We start from the raw sequence: 15462 nt of genomic DNA, 5'->3' as shown, positions 1-15462 counted from the left end.
TCGAAAATGGCGCGCGACGTCTCCGATTCCACGCCCGTGTCGTCGCGCGACGAGCTTGTCGCCTTTCTTGAAGAAGGCTGCAAGCCGAAGGAGCGCTTCGCCGTCGGCACCGAGCACGAGAAAATCCCCTTCTACGCGGCGACGCGAACCCCGGTCGGCTACGACGGACGGCCGGAGGGCGGCGGCGTGCGCGCCCTGCTCGAAGGCGTGCGCGACGCGCTCGGCTGGAGCGAGATCCGCGACGAATGCAACCTCATCGGCCTCCACGACGCGGCGGGCGGAGCGATCTCGCTCGAGCCCGGCGGCCAGTTCGAGCTCTCCGGCGCGCCGCTCGCCACGATTCATGACACGGCGGCCGAGCTCGACCGGCATTTCGACGTCCTGCGCAAGGTCGCCGACCCGCTCGGGATAAAATTCCTCGCGCTCGGCATGAGCCCGAAATGGCGGCTCGACGAGACGCCGGTGATGCCCAAGCAGCGCTACGGCGTCATGCGCCGCTACATGCCGAAGGTCGGGACGCGCGGGCTCGACATGATGTTCCGCACCGCCACGGTGCAGGCCAACCTCGATTTCTCGAGCGAGGCCGACATGGTGAAGAAGCTGCGCGTCTCGCTCGCCCTGCAGCCCGTGGCGACCGCGCTGTTCGCCAACTCCCCCTTCGCCGACGGCGCGCTCAACGGCTTCCTGTCGGCGCGCTCGCAGATCTGGCTCGACACCGATCCCGACCGCACGGGGATGCTGCCCTTCGCCTTCGAGGACGGCATGGGCTTCGAGCGCTACGTCGACTACGCGCTCGACGCGCCGATGTATTTCGTCAAGCGCGGCGAGGCCTATGTCGACGTCGCCGGCCAGAGTTTTCGCGACCTTCTGGCGGGAAAGCTGCCGGGCCTGCCCGGCGAACGGGCGACGCTGTCGGACTGGGCGAACCATCTCTCGACGATCTTCCCCGAGGTGCGCCTCAAGCGCTACCTCGAGATGCGCGGCGCGGACGCCGGGCCCGCGCCCATGCTGCTCGCCCTGCCCGCCCTGTTCGTCGGCCTGCTCTATGACGAGGCCGCGCTCGACGCGGCCTGGCGGCTGGTGCGGCCGTGGAGCGAAGCGGAGCGCCTCGCGCTGCGGCGCGACGTCCCGCGCCTCGCCCTTGCGGCGCGGGTCGGCGGACGCCCGCTCGCGGAGGTCGCGCGCGACGTGCTCACGCTCGCCCGCGGCGGCCTCGAACGCCGCGCGCGGCGCGACGCGCAGGGACGCGACGAAGCGCGCTTCCTCGATCCGCTCGACGCCGTTCTCGCCGGGCGCACGCAGGCGGAGCGGCTGATCGAGGCGTTCAAGACGCAATGGGGCGGCTCGGTCGATCCGGCTTTCGAGGCCTGCGCCTACTGAAGGCGAATCGGCCGCGGCCGCGCGCCGCCTCAAGATTTGAGCGGCCCCAGAAAAGCGTGAAAGCGCGCGGCGCGAAAAAGGGATAATTTCATCGGCCTGCGCCGGAGCGCGGCCCGCGCGCGCGCAAGGAGCGGGGAAAGCGACGCTCCTCGCTTGACGGGACGGCCCTCTTGAGGTTCCGTCAGACGAGGCTGCGTGGCGAGTTCGCGTTCGAGCCGACGCCAGACGGCCGATTCCGGCGCCGCGGCGCGCCGAAAGCGTTCTCCACGCCCCAGTTCATGGAAGGTCGACGGAATGACGAGTTCAAGCAAGACGGCTGCGCCGGCGAAGGGCGAGGCCGCCGCGAAGAGCGGCAAGGCCGCGCCCAAGGCCTCCTCCAAGACGCCCGCCAAGGGCGGCAAGGAGGCCGGCCAGAGCGCCTTCGCCAAGCCGTTGACGCCCTCGAAGGAGCTCGCCGAGATCGTCGGCGCCGAGCCGCTGCCGCGCACCGAGGTCGTCAGCAAGGTCTGGGAGTACATCAAGAAGCACAAGCTTCAGAACGAGGCGAACAAGCGCGAGATCGTCGCCGACGCCAAGCTCAAGGCCGTGTTCGGCCGTGACAAGGTGACGATGTTCGAGATGAACAAATATCTCGCGCAGCACCTCAAGTAGCGCGCCCGCGCCGCGGTTGATTTCGTCGCGGCTTCCTGTATAAGGCGCACCTTCGAACCGCCCGGCCGTAGGGCTGCCGTGGCGGTTCGTTTCGCTCGTTCGCATGACGAACGGGAGCGGCTCGCGCCGCTCTGACCACACCAATACGGGCGACAAGCCCGCGGAGACGAGCAAAATGCCCAAGCTGAAGACCAAATCGGGCGCGAAGAAGCGCTTCAAGATCACCGGGACAGGCAAGGTGCTCTACGCCCAGGCCGGCAAGCGGCATGGCATGATCAAGCGCACCAACAAGCAGATCCGCAACCTGCGCGGCACGGCGACGCTGTTCAAGTCGGACGGCGACAACGTCATCAAGTACTTTCTGCCGAACGGCTGACCCCGCGCAGAACCGCCAACCGGAGATTTTGAATGGCCCGCGTCAAACGCGGCGTGACGTCCCACGCCAAGCACAAGAAAACGCTCGAGGCGGCGAAGGGCTTCTACGGCCGCCGCAAGAACACGATTCGCGCCGCCAAGGCCGCCGTCGACCGCTCGATGCAATATGCGACGCGCGACCGGCGCGCCAAGAAGCGCGTGTTCCGCGCGCTGTGGATCCAGCGCCTCAACGCCGCCGTGCGCGAGCTGGGGCTCACCTATTCGCGCTTCATCGACGGCCTCGCCAAGGCCGGCGTCGAGATCGACCGCAAGGTGCTGTCCGACCTCGCCATCCGCGAGCCGGAGGCGTTCAAGGCGATCGTCGAAAAGGCGAAGTCCGCGCTGCCGGCCTGAGCGCCGCGTCGAAAACGCGCCGGAGCAAGCCGACGCGAAAAGATCAAGGGGCCCGCGCGGCCCCTTTTTCATGTCTTCCTGCCGACTTGACTATTCCGCCTTCAGCGCGTGCGGCGGTTCGAGACCGTGTTGAAAGCCATGCGCTTCACGCCCGCCTGCGCCGCATGGGCGTGGCGGCCGTGGCGATGGGCGTAGACATGGCCGCCGCCATGACGGCGCCCGTGCGCGTGGCGGGAGCGGCCCCGATGATGGGCGCCGGCCTTGGCCGGCGCCTCGTCCGCCGGTCCGGCGCCGTCCTGCGCCGTGACGTCCTGCGCGCCCGCCGCGTCCTGGACGCCGGCGTCTTGCGCCCCGTCGTCCCGCGCGTCGCCGACGCCGCCCCTGGTCAGCGCGCCGAGCTTCCTGGCCGGCGGCCCGAAGCGGGCGAGGCAGCGGTTGTAGGCGTCGGCCTCGGCGATCTTCTCGCAATCGCCGATCGACCTCTCGACGGCGCCCGCCAGCGTCGCGAAGGCGAAGAAGGTCGAGAGGGCGGCGATCGCGATCCGTTTCAAGTCATCATCCCCTGAGGCTCGCCCCGGTCCGTCGGGCGACTTCCGCCACGATCCTGCCTGCGGCGGCTTCGATGTCCGCCTCGGTCAGCGTCTTTTCGCGCGGCTGCAGCGTCACGCACACGCCGACCGACTTGCGGCCCGGCGCGACGCCCGCGCCCTCGTAGACGTCGAACAGCTCGGCGCCCGAGATCAGCGTCCTGTCGCCCGAAAGCGCCGCCTTGAGCACCTCTCCGGCGGGAACGTCCTTCTCCACGACGAAGGCGAAGTCGCGTCGCACGGGCATCAGCTCGATGAGTTCAAGCTTTGGTTTAGCCCTTGTCGGCCTCGATTTTGGCGAGGGTATGTCGTCGAGGACGATCTCGAAGCCGACGAGCGGCCCCTGTGCGTCGAGAAGCTCCAGAACGCGGGGATGCAGCTCGCCGAAATAGCCGAGGACCGTTTTCGGGCCGAGCTGGAGGCGCCCGCTGCGGCCGGGATGCATGTGGTCCGGCCCGCCGGGAACGACCTGCAGCGCGCCGACCGGAACGCCGAGCGCTCCGAGCAGGGCGAGGGCGTCGGCCTTGGCGTCGAAGGCGTCGACGGCGCCCGAGCCCATCCAGCTGCGTCCGGTCCCGGAAATCTTCGCCGAGCCCTGGCGCAGGGCGCAGGCGGCGGTCTTCTGGCCGTCCGCCGCCTCGCTCCTGAAGATCTGCCCGACCTCGAACAGCGCGGCGTCGCCATGGCCGCGGTCGGCGTTGCGGCGCGCCGCCGCGACGAGGCCCGGCATCAGGCTGGGGCGCATGTCGGAGAGGTCCGCGGCGATCGGGTTGGACAGGCGCAGCTCCGGCGCGCCGCCGCCGAAGGCCTGCGCCTGCGCATGCGGGACGAAGGACCAGGTGACGGCCTCGACGAGGCCGCTCGCCGCGAGCGCGCGGCGCGCGCTCGAGACGCGCCGCTGCGCCGGGGTGAGCGCCGGCTCGCCGACGCCTTCGGCGGCGCGCGGAAAGGGCGTCGAGGCGACGCGCTCGAGGCCGGCTATGCGCACCACCTCCTCGACGAGGTCGGCGGGCCCCTCGACGTCGGGCCGGAACGAGGGCGCCGTGACGGCGAGGCGCCCTGACGAGTCGGGCGCCTCGGACAGCGCGAAGCCGAGCCGCTCGAGGATGGCGCGGACTTCCGCCTCGGGCAGCTTGAGGCCGGCGAGGCGCTCGACCTCGGAAGGCGCGAAGGCGACGCGCGCCCCGCTTTCGGGGATCCGCCCGGAGAGCGTGACGGCCGAGGGCTCGCCGCCGCAGAACGCGAGGATCAGGGCGGTCGCGAGCTCGAGGCCGGGCAGCAGGAACGCGGGATCGACGCCGCGCTCGAAACGATAGCGCGCGTCCGAGTTGATCGAAAGCCTTCGCCCCGTGCGGGCGATGTTGACGGGGTCCCACAGCGCCGATTCGACCAGCACGTCGACGGTCTCCCCGTCGCAGCCGCTCGAGGCCCCGCCCATGATCCCGCCGATCGACAGCGGGCCCGTCTCGTCGGCGATCACCACCGTCTCCGGATCGAGGGCGTAGGTCCTGCCGTCGAGCGCGGCGAGGCTTTCGCCGGCGCGGGCGCGGCGCACGACGAGCTCGCCCGCAATCTTCCTCGCGTCGAACACATGCAGCGGGCGCGCACGGTCGAAGGCGAGATAGTTGGTGACGTCGACGAGGGCGTTGATCGGGCGCAGGCCGATCGTCCGCAGCCGGCGCGCGAGCCAGTCCGGGCTCGGGCCGTTGCGCACGCCGCAGATGAGGCGCAGCGCGAAGGCGGGAGCGAGGCGCGCCTCGTCCGGCGCGAAATCGAGACGGGCCGGCGCGGGCGCGGGCAGCGCGGGCGGGACGGGCTTGACCGCGCGTCCCTTGAAGCGGCCGAGCCCGGCCGCGGCGAGGTCGCGGGCGACGCCCTCGACCCCCATGGCGTCCGGCCGGTTGGGCAGCAGGTTGAAGTCGACCACCGGATCGTCGAGCCCCGCGGCCTGCGCGAAGGGCGCCCCGACCGGCGCGTCCTCGCCCAGCTCCATGATGCCCTCGGCGGCGTCGGAAAGGCCGAGCTCGGCGCCCGAGCACAGCATGCCGGCCGATTCGACGCCGCGGATGACGCCTCTCGCCAGCGTCGCCCCGCTCGCCGGAATGACCGCGCCGGGCGGCGCGAAGACGGTTTTGAGCCCCGCGCGCGCGTTCGGCGCGCCGCACACCACCTGCACGAGAGCGCCGGCGCCGACGTCGACCTGACAGACCCGCAGCCGGTCGGCGTTGGGATGCGGCGCGGCCTCGACGATCCGCGCGACGCGGAAATCCTTCAGGGCGGCGGCGGGATCGCCGACATGCTCGACCTCGAGGCCGATGCGGGTCAGCGTCTCGACGACCTCCTCAAGGCTCGCGCCGGTTTCGAGATGGTCCTTGAGCCAGGAGAGCGTGAATTTCATTGCGGGTCCAGATCGCCGGCGAAGCTCGCGCGCATGCGCGCTGCGGGAGGGTCGCGCCTTCTCTAGCTTCTTCGGCCGCGCGAGGGAACCGCGCGCGATCTGCGGCGAAAGCTGTGGCGCCGGCGCCCTTGCGCGCCCTGCGCTTTGCGGGCAAAGCTCGGCGCGCGCCCGTTGACGCGGCGGCGCTTCGAAAGGCCCTTCATGACCCGCGCCCTTTTCGCCTTCGCACGCGCCGCGGCCGCCCTCATGGTCTGCGCCGGTCCGACCCTGGCCGCCGACTACTCCGGCCCGTCCGGCGCGCCGCAGGGGGGCGTTCCCTGCTCGATCGGCCAGCCGTTCTGGGAGCCGTCCAACGTCGACGCGCAGACGCTCGCCGAGACCTATGGCTGGCCCTCGGTCTATTACGGCCATTTCTCGGGCGGGCGGCCCTACCTCGACGCGTCGGGCCGGAAGCTCGTCGACTGGCGCGACGAAGCGGTCTGCTTCCCCACGAGCCGCGAATGCCATGAATGGGTCGCCGCCTCCTACGCCAGCCATCACGACCCCGAGGGCTATCGCACCTGCCTGCTGCTGCGCTGAGCGCCGGCGTTTTCCGCGCAGGCTTCCCAAAATTTTGATTCCTTGTGGTTAATTCGGCGTTTACTCTCGGCGCCTAAGCCTTGGCCTGCGCCGGCGGCGCGAGAGCCGGGCGGAGCCGCGCGGGCCGAACATGACGGATCGATCCACACATACGCGCGGCGTCGCGCTGGTCACCGGCGCCTCCGGCGGCATCGGCGCCGATCTCGCCCGCGCGCTCGCGCGCCATGGCCACGACCTGATGCTCGTCGCGCGCAGCGGCGACCGTCTGGAAGCGCTCGCCGACGAAATCGCCGCCGGCGGCGCGGCGCGCCCGCTCGTCCTCGCGCTCGACCTCGCCGCCGCGGACGCCGCCGACCGGATCGAAGCCGCGCTCGCCGCCGCGGGCGCGCGCGTGGAGATTCTCGTCAACAACGCCGGCTTCGGCCTGATGGGCGAGGCCGGCGAGCTCGGCGAGGCCGACCAGCTCGCCATGGTCGACCTCGACGTGCGCGTTCCGACACAGCTTTGCGTGCGCTTCATGCCGCAGATAAAGGCGGCGCGCGGCAAGATTCTCAACGTCGCGTCGGTCGTCTCCTATTTTCCGGGCGGGCCGGGCATGGCGGTCTATTACGCGTCGAAAGCCTATGTGCTGTCTTTCTCCCGGGCGCTGGCGCAGGAATTGCTCGCAGACGGCGTGACCGTGACCGCTCTGTGTCCCGGCGTGACGCCGACGGGGTTTCAGGCGCGCGCGGGCATGAACGGGGCGTTCGAGGCCGTTCCGGCGACGTCCCCGGCGCGCGTCGCCGAGGAGGGGTACCGGGCGATGATCGGCGGGCGGCGGGAGGTCGCGCCGGGCCTCCTCAACGCCGCCGGGGCCTGGCTCATGCCTCTTCTGCCCGTCGGCCTGACGCTGAAGCTCGTCGCCCGCGCCCAGCGACGGCGAAGGTGACGGATCGATCGTTCCCCTGACGCAAGCAGGCCCCAGGACCTTCGGACCAAGACTCAAGATCATGACGACAGAGGCGCCGAAAAAACCCAAAGTGCTGGTCATCCTGCATCAGCATTGCTCGAGCCCCGGCCGCATCGGCCGCATCCTGACGAGCCTCGGCTACGCGCTCGACGTGCGGCGTCCGCGCTTCGACGATCCGCTGCCCGAGACGCTGGAGGGCCACGCCGGCGCGGTGATTTTCGGCGGATCGATGAGCGTCAACGACTCCGAGGCGTGGATCCGCCGTGAGATCGACTGGATCGGCGTCGCGCTCAAGGAGGAGAAGCCGTTCCTTGGCGTATGCCTTGGCGCGCAGATGCTGGCGCGCCATCTCGGTCATCGCGTCTGCGTCCACCCGGAGGGCCGGGTCGAGGTCGGCTATTATCCGATCCACCCGACCGAGCAGGGCCATCGCGTCTGCGGCCGGCGCTTTCCCGACCGCGTGTACCAGTGGCATCGCGAGGGCTTCGACCTGCCGAACGGAGCGGATCTCCTCGCCAGCGGCCAGGACTTCGAGGCGCAGGCCTTCCGCTACGGCCCGTGCGCCTACGGCTTCCAGTTCCACCCGGAGGTCACGCTGCCGATGATCTGCCGCTGGTCCGCGCGCCGCAGCGAGCGGCTCGTCGCCCCGGGAGCGCGGCCGCTGCACCGGCATCTCGCCGGCTGGCTGCGGCACGACGGCGCGATCGCGCGCTGGTCGGACGCGTTTCTGCGCAGCTGGGTCGAGGCCGGCGAGCCGCGGACGGCGGCCGTCGGCCCCACGCCGCCGCACGGCGCCGCTCCAGCCTATTCCTGACGAGGGCTCCTCGAGCGGCGAGGCGAAAGCTGAACTTTCGCGGCGACCTCTTGGCGGCGCGCGCGTTATCATGCGCCGCCGAAGCGCGAATCACGACGCGCGGGCCAAGCTCAAGGACCGTCACATGGGCATTTTCAGCAATATCGTGTCGAAGTTGTTCGGCCACTCCACGGCGCAGGCCGCTCCCGCCTCCGCCGCCGCCTCGACCGGGCCCGCCGCGACTCCGGCGGCGACGGCCGCCGCGGGCGGAGCCGCCGCAGGCGCCGCCACGGCGCCCTCGCCGACGGCGCTCGTCGACGTCGACGTCGCGCAGATCCTCGACGGCCTCGTCGCCAGGCATGGCGAAAAGCTGGACTGGCGCCGCTCCATCGTCGACCTCCTGAAAGCGCTCGACCTCGACTCCAGCCTCTCGGCCCGCAAGGAGCTCGCGCATGAGCTGCATTACACGGGCTCGACCGACGACACGGCGACGATGAACGTGTGGCTGATCAAGCAGGTGCTGCAAAAACTCAAGGAGAACGGCGGCAAGCTGCCGGCCGACCTCACGAGCTGAGACGCCGCTCATTCCTCGGCGAGCGGGTGGAGGTCGCGCACCATCGCCTTCATCCGCTCGTCGAGCACATGGGTGTAGATCTGCGTCGTGGCGACGTCGGCGTGGCCGAGCAGCTCCTGCACGACGCGAAGATCGGCGCCGTTCTGCAGCAGGTGGCTGGCGAAGGCGTGGCGCAGCACATGCGGGCTGACCCGCGCCGCCGGCAACCCGGCCGCAGCGGCGGCCGTCTTGAGGTCGCGCGCGAAGGCCTGGCGCGTCAGATGCCCGCCCTCCTCGGACGGGAACAGCCAGGGCCCCGCCGCCAGTCCCGGCGCGGTCTTCTCGAGCGCCGCGCGGAAGGCGGCGACCATCTCGCGCGCCCGCGCCGAGACCGGCGCGAGGCGCTCGCGCCCGCCCTTGCCACGCACGCGGATCAACGGCTCGCTTCCCCGCGCGACCGATTTCGGCAGGCCGACTAGCTCCGAGACGCGCAGGCCCGAGGCGTAGAGAAGCTCGATCAGGCAGGCCGTGCGCAGCGCGCGCAGCCGCTCGCGCGCCGGGCGCGCCTCGTCGTCAAGGCCCTCCTGCGCGACGGCGAGCAGGCGGTCGACCTCGGCGGCGGCGAGGATCTTCGGCAGCGGACGGCCGCGCCGCGGCCCCTCGACGATCGCGGCCGGATCGTCGGCGCGCAGCCCGTCGGCGACGAGGAAGCGGTGCAGCTGGCGGATCGCGGAAAGCTTTCGCGCCGAGGACGACGCTTTCAGCCCGCGCGCGGAAAACTGCGCGAGGGCCTCGCGGATATCCTCGGTCGTCGCCTCCAGCGGCCCGCGACCGAGCCCGGCGAGGATTTCGGCGTAGTCGGCGAGGTCGCGGGCGTAGGCCTGAAGCGTGTTCTTCGCGCCGCCGCGCTCGGCCGCGACCATGTCGAGGAAGGCGTCGATCAGCGCCCGCGTCTTTTTCGGTCCCATGCGCCGATCTCGCGCCGCGAACCTTTAAGACTTCGTCGACGCCTATTTGTTGAGCCGCTGCGGCGCGATCGTTTCGACGATCTCGCGCTGCTCCGGCTTCACGAAGGCGACGAGGGCGACCATCGCCGCGAAGGCGAGGCCGGCGAGGATTGCGATCACGGCGAGGAAACGCAGGAGCGTCGGCATCCATCAGGCCTCAGGAGCGCTTTCCACGAAATGTGCGGAGTTCGGCGTTAAGAAAATGCGTTCGGACAAATTCGCAGCGCCGGACCGGGCGCCCGAAGCCCCTACCCGACGAGCTCGCCGGCGATCGCCCGGCCTTCGTCCTTGAGCGCCAGAACCTGCGCCATCTCGCCCGGCCGCGCGCCGGGCGCGCGCAGCAGGGTGAAGTCGGCGGCGCGCAGAAAACCGCTGCGCTCGGCGAGCGCGCGCACGCGCGTTCCGATCTTGCCGGCGTGGTGGCGGGCGAGCGCCTTCGCGCCGGCCTCGCGCAGGCGCGCGGCGCGCGCCTTGACGAGCTGCGGCGCGAGCTGCGGCATGCGCGCGGCGGGCGCGCCAGAGCGGGGCGAGAAGGGGAAGGCGTGCAGATAGGAAAGGCCGCAGTCCTCGACGAGCGCCAGCGTGCCCTCGAACATCGCCTCGGTCTCGGTCGGGAAGCCGGCGATGAGGTCGGCGCCGAAGGCGACGTCGGGGCGCGCGGCGCGGACCCGATCGCAGAATTCGACCGCCTGCGCGCGGCTGTGGCGCCGCTTCATGCGCTTGAGAATCAGGTCGTCGCCCGCCTGCAGGGAAAGATGCAGGTGCGGCGCGAGCCGCTCCTCCTGCGCGAAAGCCTCGACGAGTTCCTTATCCGCCTCGACGCAGTCGAGCGAGGAGAGGCGCAGCCGCTCGAGCTCCGGCGCGCCCCTGAGGATCGCGCGCACGAGGGCGCCGAGCCGCGCGCCGCCCTCGCCCGTCCAGGAGGTGAGGTCCACGCCCGTAAGCACGATCTCGCGGAAGCCGCGCTGCGAGAGCCGCCGCGCCGAGGCGACGATCGCCTCAAGCGGCGCAGAGCGCGAAGGCCCCCGCGCGAAGGGGATGACGCAGAAGGTGCAGCGGTGGTCGCAGCCGGTCTGGATGGCGAGGAAGGCGCGGGTGTGGTCCTCGACCGCCTCGGCCGGCGCGTCGAGCGGCCCCGCCGTCTCCATCACGCTGCGCGCGGCGGGCGGCGCCGGCGCGAAGGCGGCCGGGTCTGATTTCGCCGCGTTGCCGAGCACGCGGGCGACCTCCGGCATGGCCGAGAAACGCGCGGGCTCGAGCTCGGCGGCGCAGCCGGCGACGACGATCTCGGCGCCCGGATGCTCGCGCGCGAGACGCCGGATCGCCTGTCGCGCCTGCCGCGTCGCCTCGTTGGTCACGGCGCAGGTGTTGACGACGATGAGATTGTCGCGCCCTGCGGCGAGCGCCGCGCGGCGCAAAGTCTCCGATTCGACGAGGTTGAGGCGGCAGCCGAACGTCTCGACCCTGACGCCGCATGAGGAGGAGCACGCGGCGCTCACGCGTAGAGGTCCGCGAAGACGGAAGGCTCCAGAACCGTCTCGAACTCGAGTTCGACGGGACCGGCCATGACCACCAAATCGTCGGCGCGCCACTCGATCTCGAGCTCGCCGCCCGGCAGAACGACCGTGGCGCGCCGTCCCGTCAGGCCCCGACGCGCGGCGGCGACGAGCGCGGCGCAGGCGGCGGACCCGCACGCCAGCGTCAGCCCGACGCCGCGCTCCCACACCCTGAGCTCGATGCGCTCCGGCGAGACGATTCTGGCGAGCGAGATGTTGGCGCGCTCGGGAAAGATCGGATCATGCTCGAGCGCCGGCCCGGCGACGGCGAGGTCGTAGGGAGCGAAATCCTCGACGAAGAAGATCGCGTGCGGATTGCCCATGTTGACGACGGCGGGGCGCCGCAGCGCCGGCCCGCCGCCGGGCGGCGCCCAGAAAAGCTCGATCGCGCGGGTGTCGGGAGCGGGGCGCGAGAGCGGAATCTCCGCGTCGCGCAGGCGCGGGCGCCCCATCTCGACGGAGAAGCGCAAGGGGGCGAGGCGCCGGCAGGCGAGGCGCCCCGCCTGCGTTTCGAGCGCGACCGTCTCCTCTTCGCCCTCGCGCAGCAGCGTGAAGGCGACGCAGCGCGTGCCGTTGCCGCAGGCGGCGGACTGCGAGCCGTCGGCGTTGAAGATGCGCATGAAGGCGCTCGTTCCGGCCGAGCGCGGGTCCTCGAGGACCATGAGCTGGTCGAATTTCAGGCGCGGCGCGCGGGCGATCGCGCGCGCCTCGGCCGGCGAGACGGCGAGGCCCGAGGCGCGCAGGTCGAGGACGAGGATTTCATTGCCGGCGCCGTTCATCCTGACGACGCGCCGGCCGGAAAGAGGGCTCATCGCGGGCGCAAACCTTGAAAGTTCCGTCCGATATAGGAAACTCGGCCGCGCGCGGCCAATGTTTTCTGCGTCGCCGTCTTCAACGCTTCGCGCGGACGCTCATGCCCGCTTGCGGCGTCCCGCGCGCGGGTTTAATCGGAGGCTGGCGCGGCTCTTGAAACGCGACGACGCGCCATGCCGGATCGCGCCGGCGCGGGGGGAGCTTATGGGCCTCAAGACCATGACGGCGCGCCTCGCGCGCGCGCTCGCCGCCGTCGCGGCGCTCGCCCTGCTGGCGCCCGCCGCGGGTCTGGCGCAGACGCCGCCGGCGGGGACGGCGCAGGGCGCGGGAACGTCCGACGCGCCCCTGCCCGAGTCGGACGCCAGCAAGCCCGCGCCGGGCGTCTCCGCCGACGCCACGATCGAGACCGTCGAGGTGCCCTCGCGCGCCGTCGCGCTCCTTGTCGGCGACGCGCCCTGGGCGGACGGCTTCAAGGCGATCCAGACCGCGCTCGACAAGGTGAAGGACGCGGTCGCCGCCGCCTCGCTGAAGCAGGCCGGCCCTCCCTTCACGGTGTTCCTGTCGACCGACGACGAGAGCTTCCATTTCGAGGCGATGATCCCGCTCGCCGCCAAGCCCGAGGGCAAGAGCGAGCTTTCCGACGGGGTGAAGATCGGCGATTCGCCGTCCGGCAAGGCGATCAAGTTCATGCATCGCGGCGCCTATGACGACATCGACTCGACCTACGACCTGATCACCGCCTATCTCGACGAGAAGGGTCTCGACTCGAAGAACCTGTTCATCGAGGAGTATCTGACGCCGACGAAAGAGAGCGACGACGCCGGGCTCGAGGCGGATATTTATGTGTTCTTGAAGTAGGATTGACAAATAAGAAAAATAGTTATTATATTATTTAATTAAAAAATGCGGCTGCGTATTACATAAAAATCCAGCCTGATCCAGACTGATTCTTATACTATAGATCAGCTTTGATGAGTTAAGAAAATGACACATGCCGAGGGGCCAGAGGAACAAAAGCCAGCTATAACTGCTCCGCAGAATTCAGCTATCACCACAAACAAAATCACGCTTTCTTCTTTACTTGAATGGAGCAAGCCTTATCGCGAGATAGGAGCAATACTTGCTACAACGGTCGGGTTAATGTCGGCCAGCATCGCTTGGATAGTTGCCCATTTTGCAACTCAAGCGGAATTGCATTATCTTGAGTGCCGTATTACGAATAGTATTCTTACTCAGCTTTTACCATTTCGAATGGAAGAGTTTGCCGGGAAGCTTGAGTGGCGCACGAGCCAAATTAAACTATTAGCGCAACGAGGAACAAAAAATGCCGATGATACGAATGCCATCACTGATCTAGTGGAACAAGTAAATAGCCTATCAAAAGCCCAGAAAGACGCTATTGAGCAGTTTCAGAAAAAGATAGACAATATAGCAAAAAGTTGCGTTTCTGGAACTCCCGGAATCGGAAAAACGATTGATGACTAACGCATCAAAATATATATTCCTCACCTTTGTAAGGTTTTTTTCATTGGCTGCCTACGTTTACGCCGATGAACTGGATGTTCGCCAAAACTCCACTTGCCTACCTCCTTTACCGGTTCCCGACTGTTCATCGATGCCAGATTGCAGTCGCGCAATAGATACAAGAAATTGCAGTGTTTGCCTAGCACATAACCCCTTCGGCGGATGCCTAATCAGGGGTAATGACCCAACCTGCGAAATTGCTAAGGCATCTCAGAATTCAGTGTATAGCGCAAGTAAATTAGAGTGCGAAGCTAACAAATCTTCGCAAAAAGCACAGTGCGAAACAGCAAAATCATCTGTGCTTGCCTTAAATTCTGAAAGAGCCTCTCTATGCGGTACCTCCAATACACCAAACGACGATAAACCGACGTCAAAATAATTATAAATATTTTACCTATCGTATAGTAGTTCAATACCACCCCGTCGCATAGTAAAACCCAATCACCACGAACACCGCCGCCGTCTTCAAAACCGTCACCGCGAAGATGTCGGCGTAGCTCTGGCGGTGCGTCAGGCCCGTCACCGCCAGCACCGTGATCACCGCGCCATTGTGCGGCAGCGTGTCCATGCCGCCGGACGCCATGGCGGCGATCCGGTGCAGGACCTCCATCGGGATGTGCGCGGCCTGCGCCGCCGCGATGAACTGCTGCGACATGGCGGCGAGCGCGATCGACAGGCCGCCCGATGCCGAGCCGGTGACGCCGGCGAGCGCCGAGACGCTGACCGCGACCTTGACCAGCGGATCGCCTATGCCCGCCAGCGCGTCGCGGATGAAGATGAAGCCGGGCAAAGCCGCGATCACCGCGCCAAAACCATATTCGGAGGCCGTGTTCATCGAGGCGAGCAGCGCGCCGCCGACCGCCGCCTTCGAGCCTTCCGCGAATTTTTTCGCGAGCGGCGCGAAAGCAAGCGCGAACACCGTCACGATCCCGAGCAGCAACGCCCCCTGCACCGCCCAGATCGCCGTCAGGGCGGCGGCGTCGGCGGAGACCGGCGCGGCCATGCCGGCGAGCCGCACCTCGTGCCTGCCGGGATAGGCTTGCGCGATCAGCATGGTGAGCAGCTTGTTCGCCGCGAACACCACGAGGAGCGGCGAGAGCGCGACGAGCGGATGCGCCGGCGCGCCGAGCTCGACGGGCTCCGGCTCGTTGAGATGGCCTTCGCCGTAGCCCTCGCCCGCCGCCGCGGCGCGCCGCCTGCGCCATTCGAGCCATGCAAGCCCGCTCGCCAGGATGAAGACGGCGCCGACGATTCCAAGGATCGGCGCGGCCCAGGAGGTGGTCTGGAAGAAGGCGCTCGGGATGATGTTCTGGATCTGCGGCGTGCCGGGCAGCGCGTCCATGGTGAAGCTGAAGGCGCCGAGCGCGATCGTCCCCGGAATGAGGCGCTTCGGAATGGCGCTGAGGCGGAACATCTCGGCGGCGAAGGGATAGACGGCGAAGACGACGACGAACAGCGAGACGCCGCCGTAGGTCAGCACGGCGCAGACCAGCACAATCGCAAGAATGGCTCTTGAGGCGCCGACGACGCCGATGACGGAGGCGACGATGGCGCGCGAAAAACCCGACATCTCGATCGCCTTGCCGAACACGGCGCCGAGCAGAAAGACCGGGAAATAGAGCTTCAGGAAGCCGACCATCTTCTCCATGAACAGGGAGGTGAAGAGGGTCGGCACGGCCGCGGGCTCGGTGGCGAGCACGGCGAGCATCGCCGCGACCGGCGCGAACAGGATCACGCTGAAGCCGCGATAGGCGACGAACATCAGGAGGCACAGCGCGGCGAGCGCGACAAGCAAGGCCATCCGCGATCCTTTCCTTCCTCCCGTCGGCCGCGGGCGTCCGGCCTTGAGCTTAAGAGTCTCCCCGCTCCTGTCAAAACCGTTCGCGCGCGGGCAGGATTCCTGC

Annotated in this window: 17 protein-coding genes; 10 read left to right on the top strand and 7 right to left on the bottom strand. The window is 68.8% G+C overall.

Going from position 1 to position 15462, the window contains the following annotated elements; all coding sequences use genetic code 11:
• Nucleotides 1-6: 6 nt before the first annotated feature.
• The 4 genes from ACE3OG_RS04245 to rplT all read left to right on the top strand — a co-directional run bounded on the left by ACE3OG_RS04245 (nt 7) and on the right by rplT (nt 2799).
• Nucleotides 7-1380: a glutamate--cysteine ligase gene (locus tag ACE3OG_RS04245; RefSeq protein WP_374306263.1), complete on the top strand. Its 1374-nt coding sequence runs from the start codon at nt 7-9 to the stop codon at nt 1378-1380.
• A gap of 294 nt (nt 1381-1674) precedes the next feature.
• Nucleotides 1675-2031 (top strand): SWIB/MDM2 domain-containing protein, encoded by a 357-nt coding sequence (locus ACE3OG_RS04240; RefSeq protein WP_374306262.1) that lies wholly within the window; start codon nt 1675-1677, stop codon nt 2029-2031.
• Between the two features lie 175 nt (nt 2032-2206).
• Nucleotides 2207-2407 (top strand): 50S ribosomal protein L35, encoded by a 201-nt coding sequence (gene rpmI, locus ACE3OG_RS04235; RefSeq protein WP_374306261.1) that lies wholly within the window; start codon nt 2207-2209, stop codon nt 2405-2407.
• Nucleotides 2408-2439: 32 nt separating this feature from the next.
• Nucleotides 2440-2799 (top strand): 50S ribosomal protein L20, encoded by a 360-nt coding sequence (gene rplT / locus ACE3OG_RS04230; protein ID WP_374306259.1) that lies wholly within the window; start codon nt 2440-2442, stop codon nt 2797-2799.
• 101 nt (nt 2800-2900) lie between these two features.
• On the opposite strand, the gene ACE3OG_RS04225 is transcribed toward rplT, so the two are convergent.
• A complete protein-coding gene (locus tag ACE3OG_RS04225; protein ID WP_374306258.1) occupies nt 2901-3350 on the bottom strand; it encodes a hypothetical protein in 450 nt (149 codons plus the stop codon).
• A gap of 4 nt (nt 3351-3354) precedes the next feature.
• Complete coding sequence (pheT, locus tag ACE3OG_RS04220; RefSeq protein WP_374306256.1) at nt 3355-5784, bottom strand: phenylalanine--tRNA ligase subunit beta; 2430 nt, start codon at nt 5782-5784, stop codon at nt 3355-3357.
• 201 nt (nt 5785-5985) lie between these two features.
• Here pheT and ACE3OG_RS04215 point away from each other — a divergent pair, with 201 nt between their 5' ends.
• The 4 genes from ACE3OG_RS04215 to ACE3OG_RS04200 all read left to right on the top strand — a co-directional run bounded on the left by ACE3OG_RS04215 (nt 5986) and on the right by ACE3OG_RS04200 (nt 8679).
• Nucleotides 5986-6363 (top strand): hypothetical protein, encoded by a 378-nt coding sequence (locus ACE3OG_RS04215; RefSeq protein WP_374306255.1) that lies wholly within the window; start codon nt 5986-5988, stop codon nt 6361-6363.
• 130 nt (nt 6364-6493) lie between these two features.
• Complete coding sequence (locus ACE3OG_RS04210; RefSeq protein ID WP_374306254.1) at nt 6494-7291, top strand: SDR family NAD(P)-dependent oxidoreductase; 798 nt, start codon at nt 6494-6496, stop codon at nt 7289-7291.
• Between the two features lie 61 nt (nt 7292-7352).
• Nucleotides 7353-8126: a glutamine amidotransferase gene (locus ACE3OG_RS04205; RefSeq protein ID WP_374306253.1), complete on the top strand. Its 774-nt coding sequence runs from the start codon at nt 7353-7355 to the stop codon at nt 8124-8126.
• Nucleotides 8127-8250: 124 nt separating this feature from the next.
• Nucleotides 8251-8679 (top strand): DUF3597 domain-containing protein, encoded by a 429-nt coding sequence (locus tag ACE3OG_RS04200; protein WP_374306252.1) that lies wholly within the window; start codon nt 8251-8253, stop codon nt 8677-8679.
• A gap of 8 nt (nt 8680-8687) precedes the next feature.
• On the opposite strand, the gene ACE3OG_RS04195 is transcribed toward ACE3OG_RS04200, so the two are convergent.
• The 4 genes from ACE3OG_RS04195 to dapF all read right to left on the bottom strand — a co-directional run bounded on the left by ACE3OG_RS04195 (nt 8688) and on the right by dapF (nt 12033).
• Complete coding sequence (locus ACE3OG_RS04195; RefSeq protein ID WP_374306251.1) at nt 8688-9626, bottom strand: site-specific tyrosine recombinase XerD; 939 nt, start codon at nt 9624-9626, stop codon at nt 8688-8690.
• 42 nt (nt 9627-9668) lie between these two features.
• Nucleotides 9669-9812, bottom strand: a complete 144-nt coding sequence (locus tag ACE3OG_RS04190; RefSeq protein ID WP_374306250.1) for a histidine kinase — start codon at nt 9810-9812, stop codon at nt 9669-9671.
• 101 nt (nt 9813-9913) lie between these two features.
• Nucleotides 9914-11164, bottom strand: a complete 1251-nt coding sequence (gene mtaB / locus ACE3OG_RS04185; RefSeq protein ID WP_374306249.1) for a tRNA (N(6)-L-threonylcarbamoyladenosine(37)-C(2))-methylthiotransferase MtaB — start codon at nt 11162-11164, stop codon at nt 9914-9916.
• Nucleotides 11161-12033: a diaminopimelate epimerase gene (dapF, locus tag ACE3OG_RS04180; RefSeq protein ID WP_374306248.1), complete on the bottom strand. Its 873-nt coding sequence runs from the start codon at nt 12031-12033 to the stop codon at nt 11161-11163. The genes mtaB and dapF overlap by 4 nt, the downstream gene beginning before the upstream one ends.
• A 154-nt stretch (nt 12034-12187) precedes the next feature.
• Between dapF and ACE3OG_RS04175 the strand changes: the two genes are divergently transcribed.
• Both ACE3OG_RS04175 and ACE3OG_RS04170 read left to right on the top strand, forming a co-directional pair.
• The gene (locus tag ACE3OG_RS04175) at nt 12188-12892 is read left to right on the top strand and encodes a GyrI-like domain-containing protein (RefSeq protein WP_374306246.1); all 705 of its coding nucleotides are present in this window, start codon (nt 12188-12190) and stop codon (nt 12890-12892) included.
• Between the two features lie 126 nt (nt 12893-13018).
• Nucleotides 13019-13519: a hypothetical protein gene (locus ACE3OG_RS04170; protein WP_374306244.1), complete on the top strand. Its 501-nt coding sequence runs from the start codon at nt 13019-13021 to the stop codon at nt 13517-13519.
• Between the two features lie 448 nt (nt 13520-13967).
• Here the strand turns inward: ACE3OG_RS04170 and ACE3OG_RS04165 are convergent, their stop codons facing one another.
• Complete coding sequence (locus ACE3OG_RS04165) at nt 13968-15359, bottom strand: GntP family permease (protein WP_374306243.1); 1392 nt, start codon at nt 15357-15359, stop codon at nt 13968-13970.
• Between the last annotated feature and the right edge of the window lie 103 nt (nt 15360-15462).

It is taken from the genome of Methylocella sp., from assembly GCF_041905455.1.
Taxonomy (GTDB): Bacteria; Pseudomonadota; Alphaproteobacteria; order Rhizobiales; family Beijerinckiaceae; genus Methylocapsa.
The sequence above is the reverse complement of the archived record's forward strand: the minus strand, read 5'-3'. Positions and strand labels throughout refer to the sequence as shown.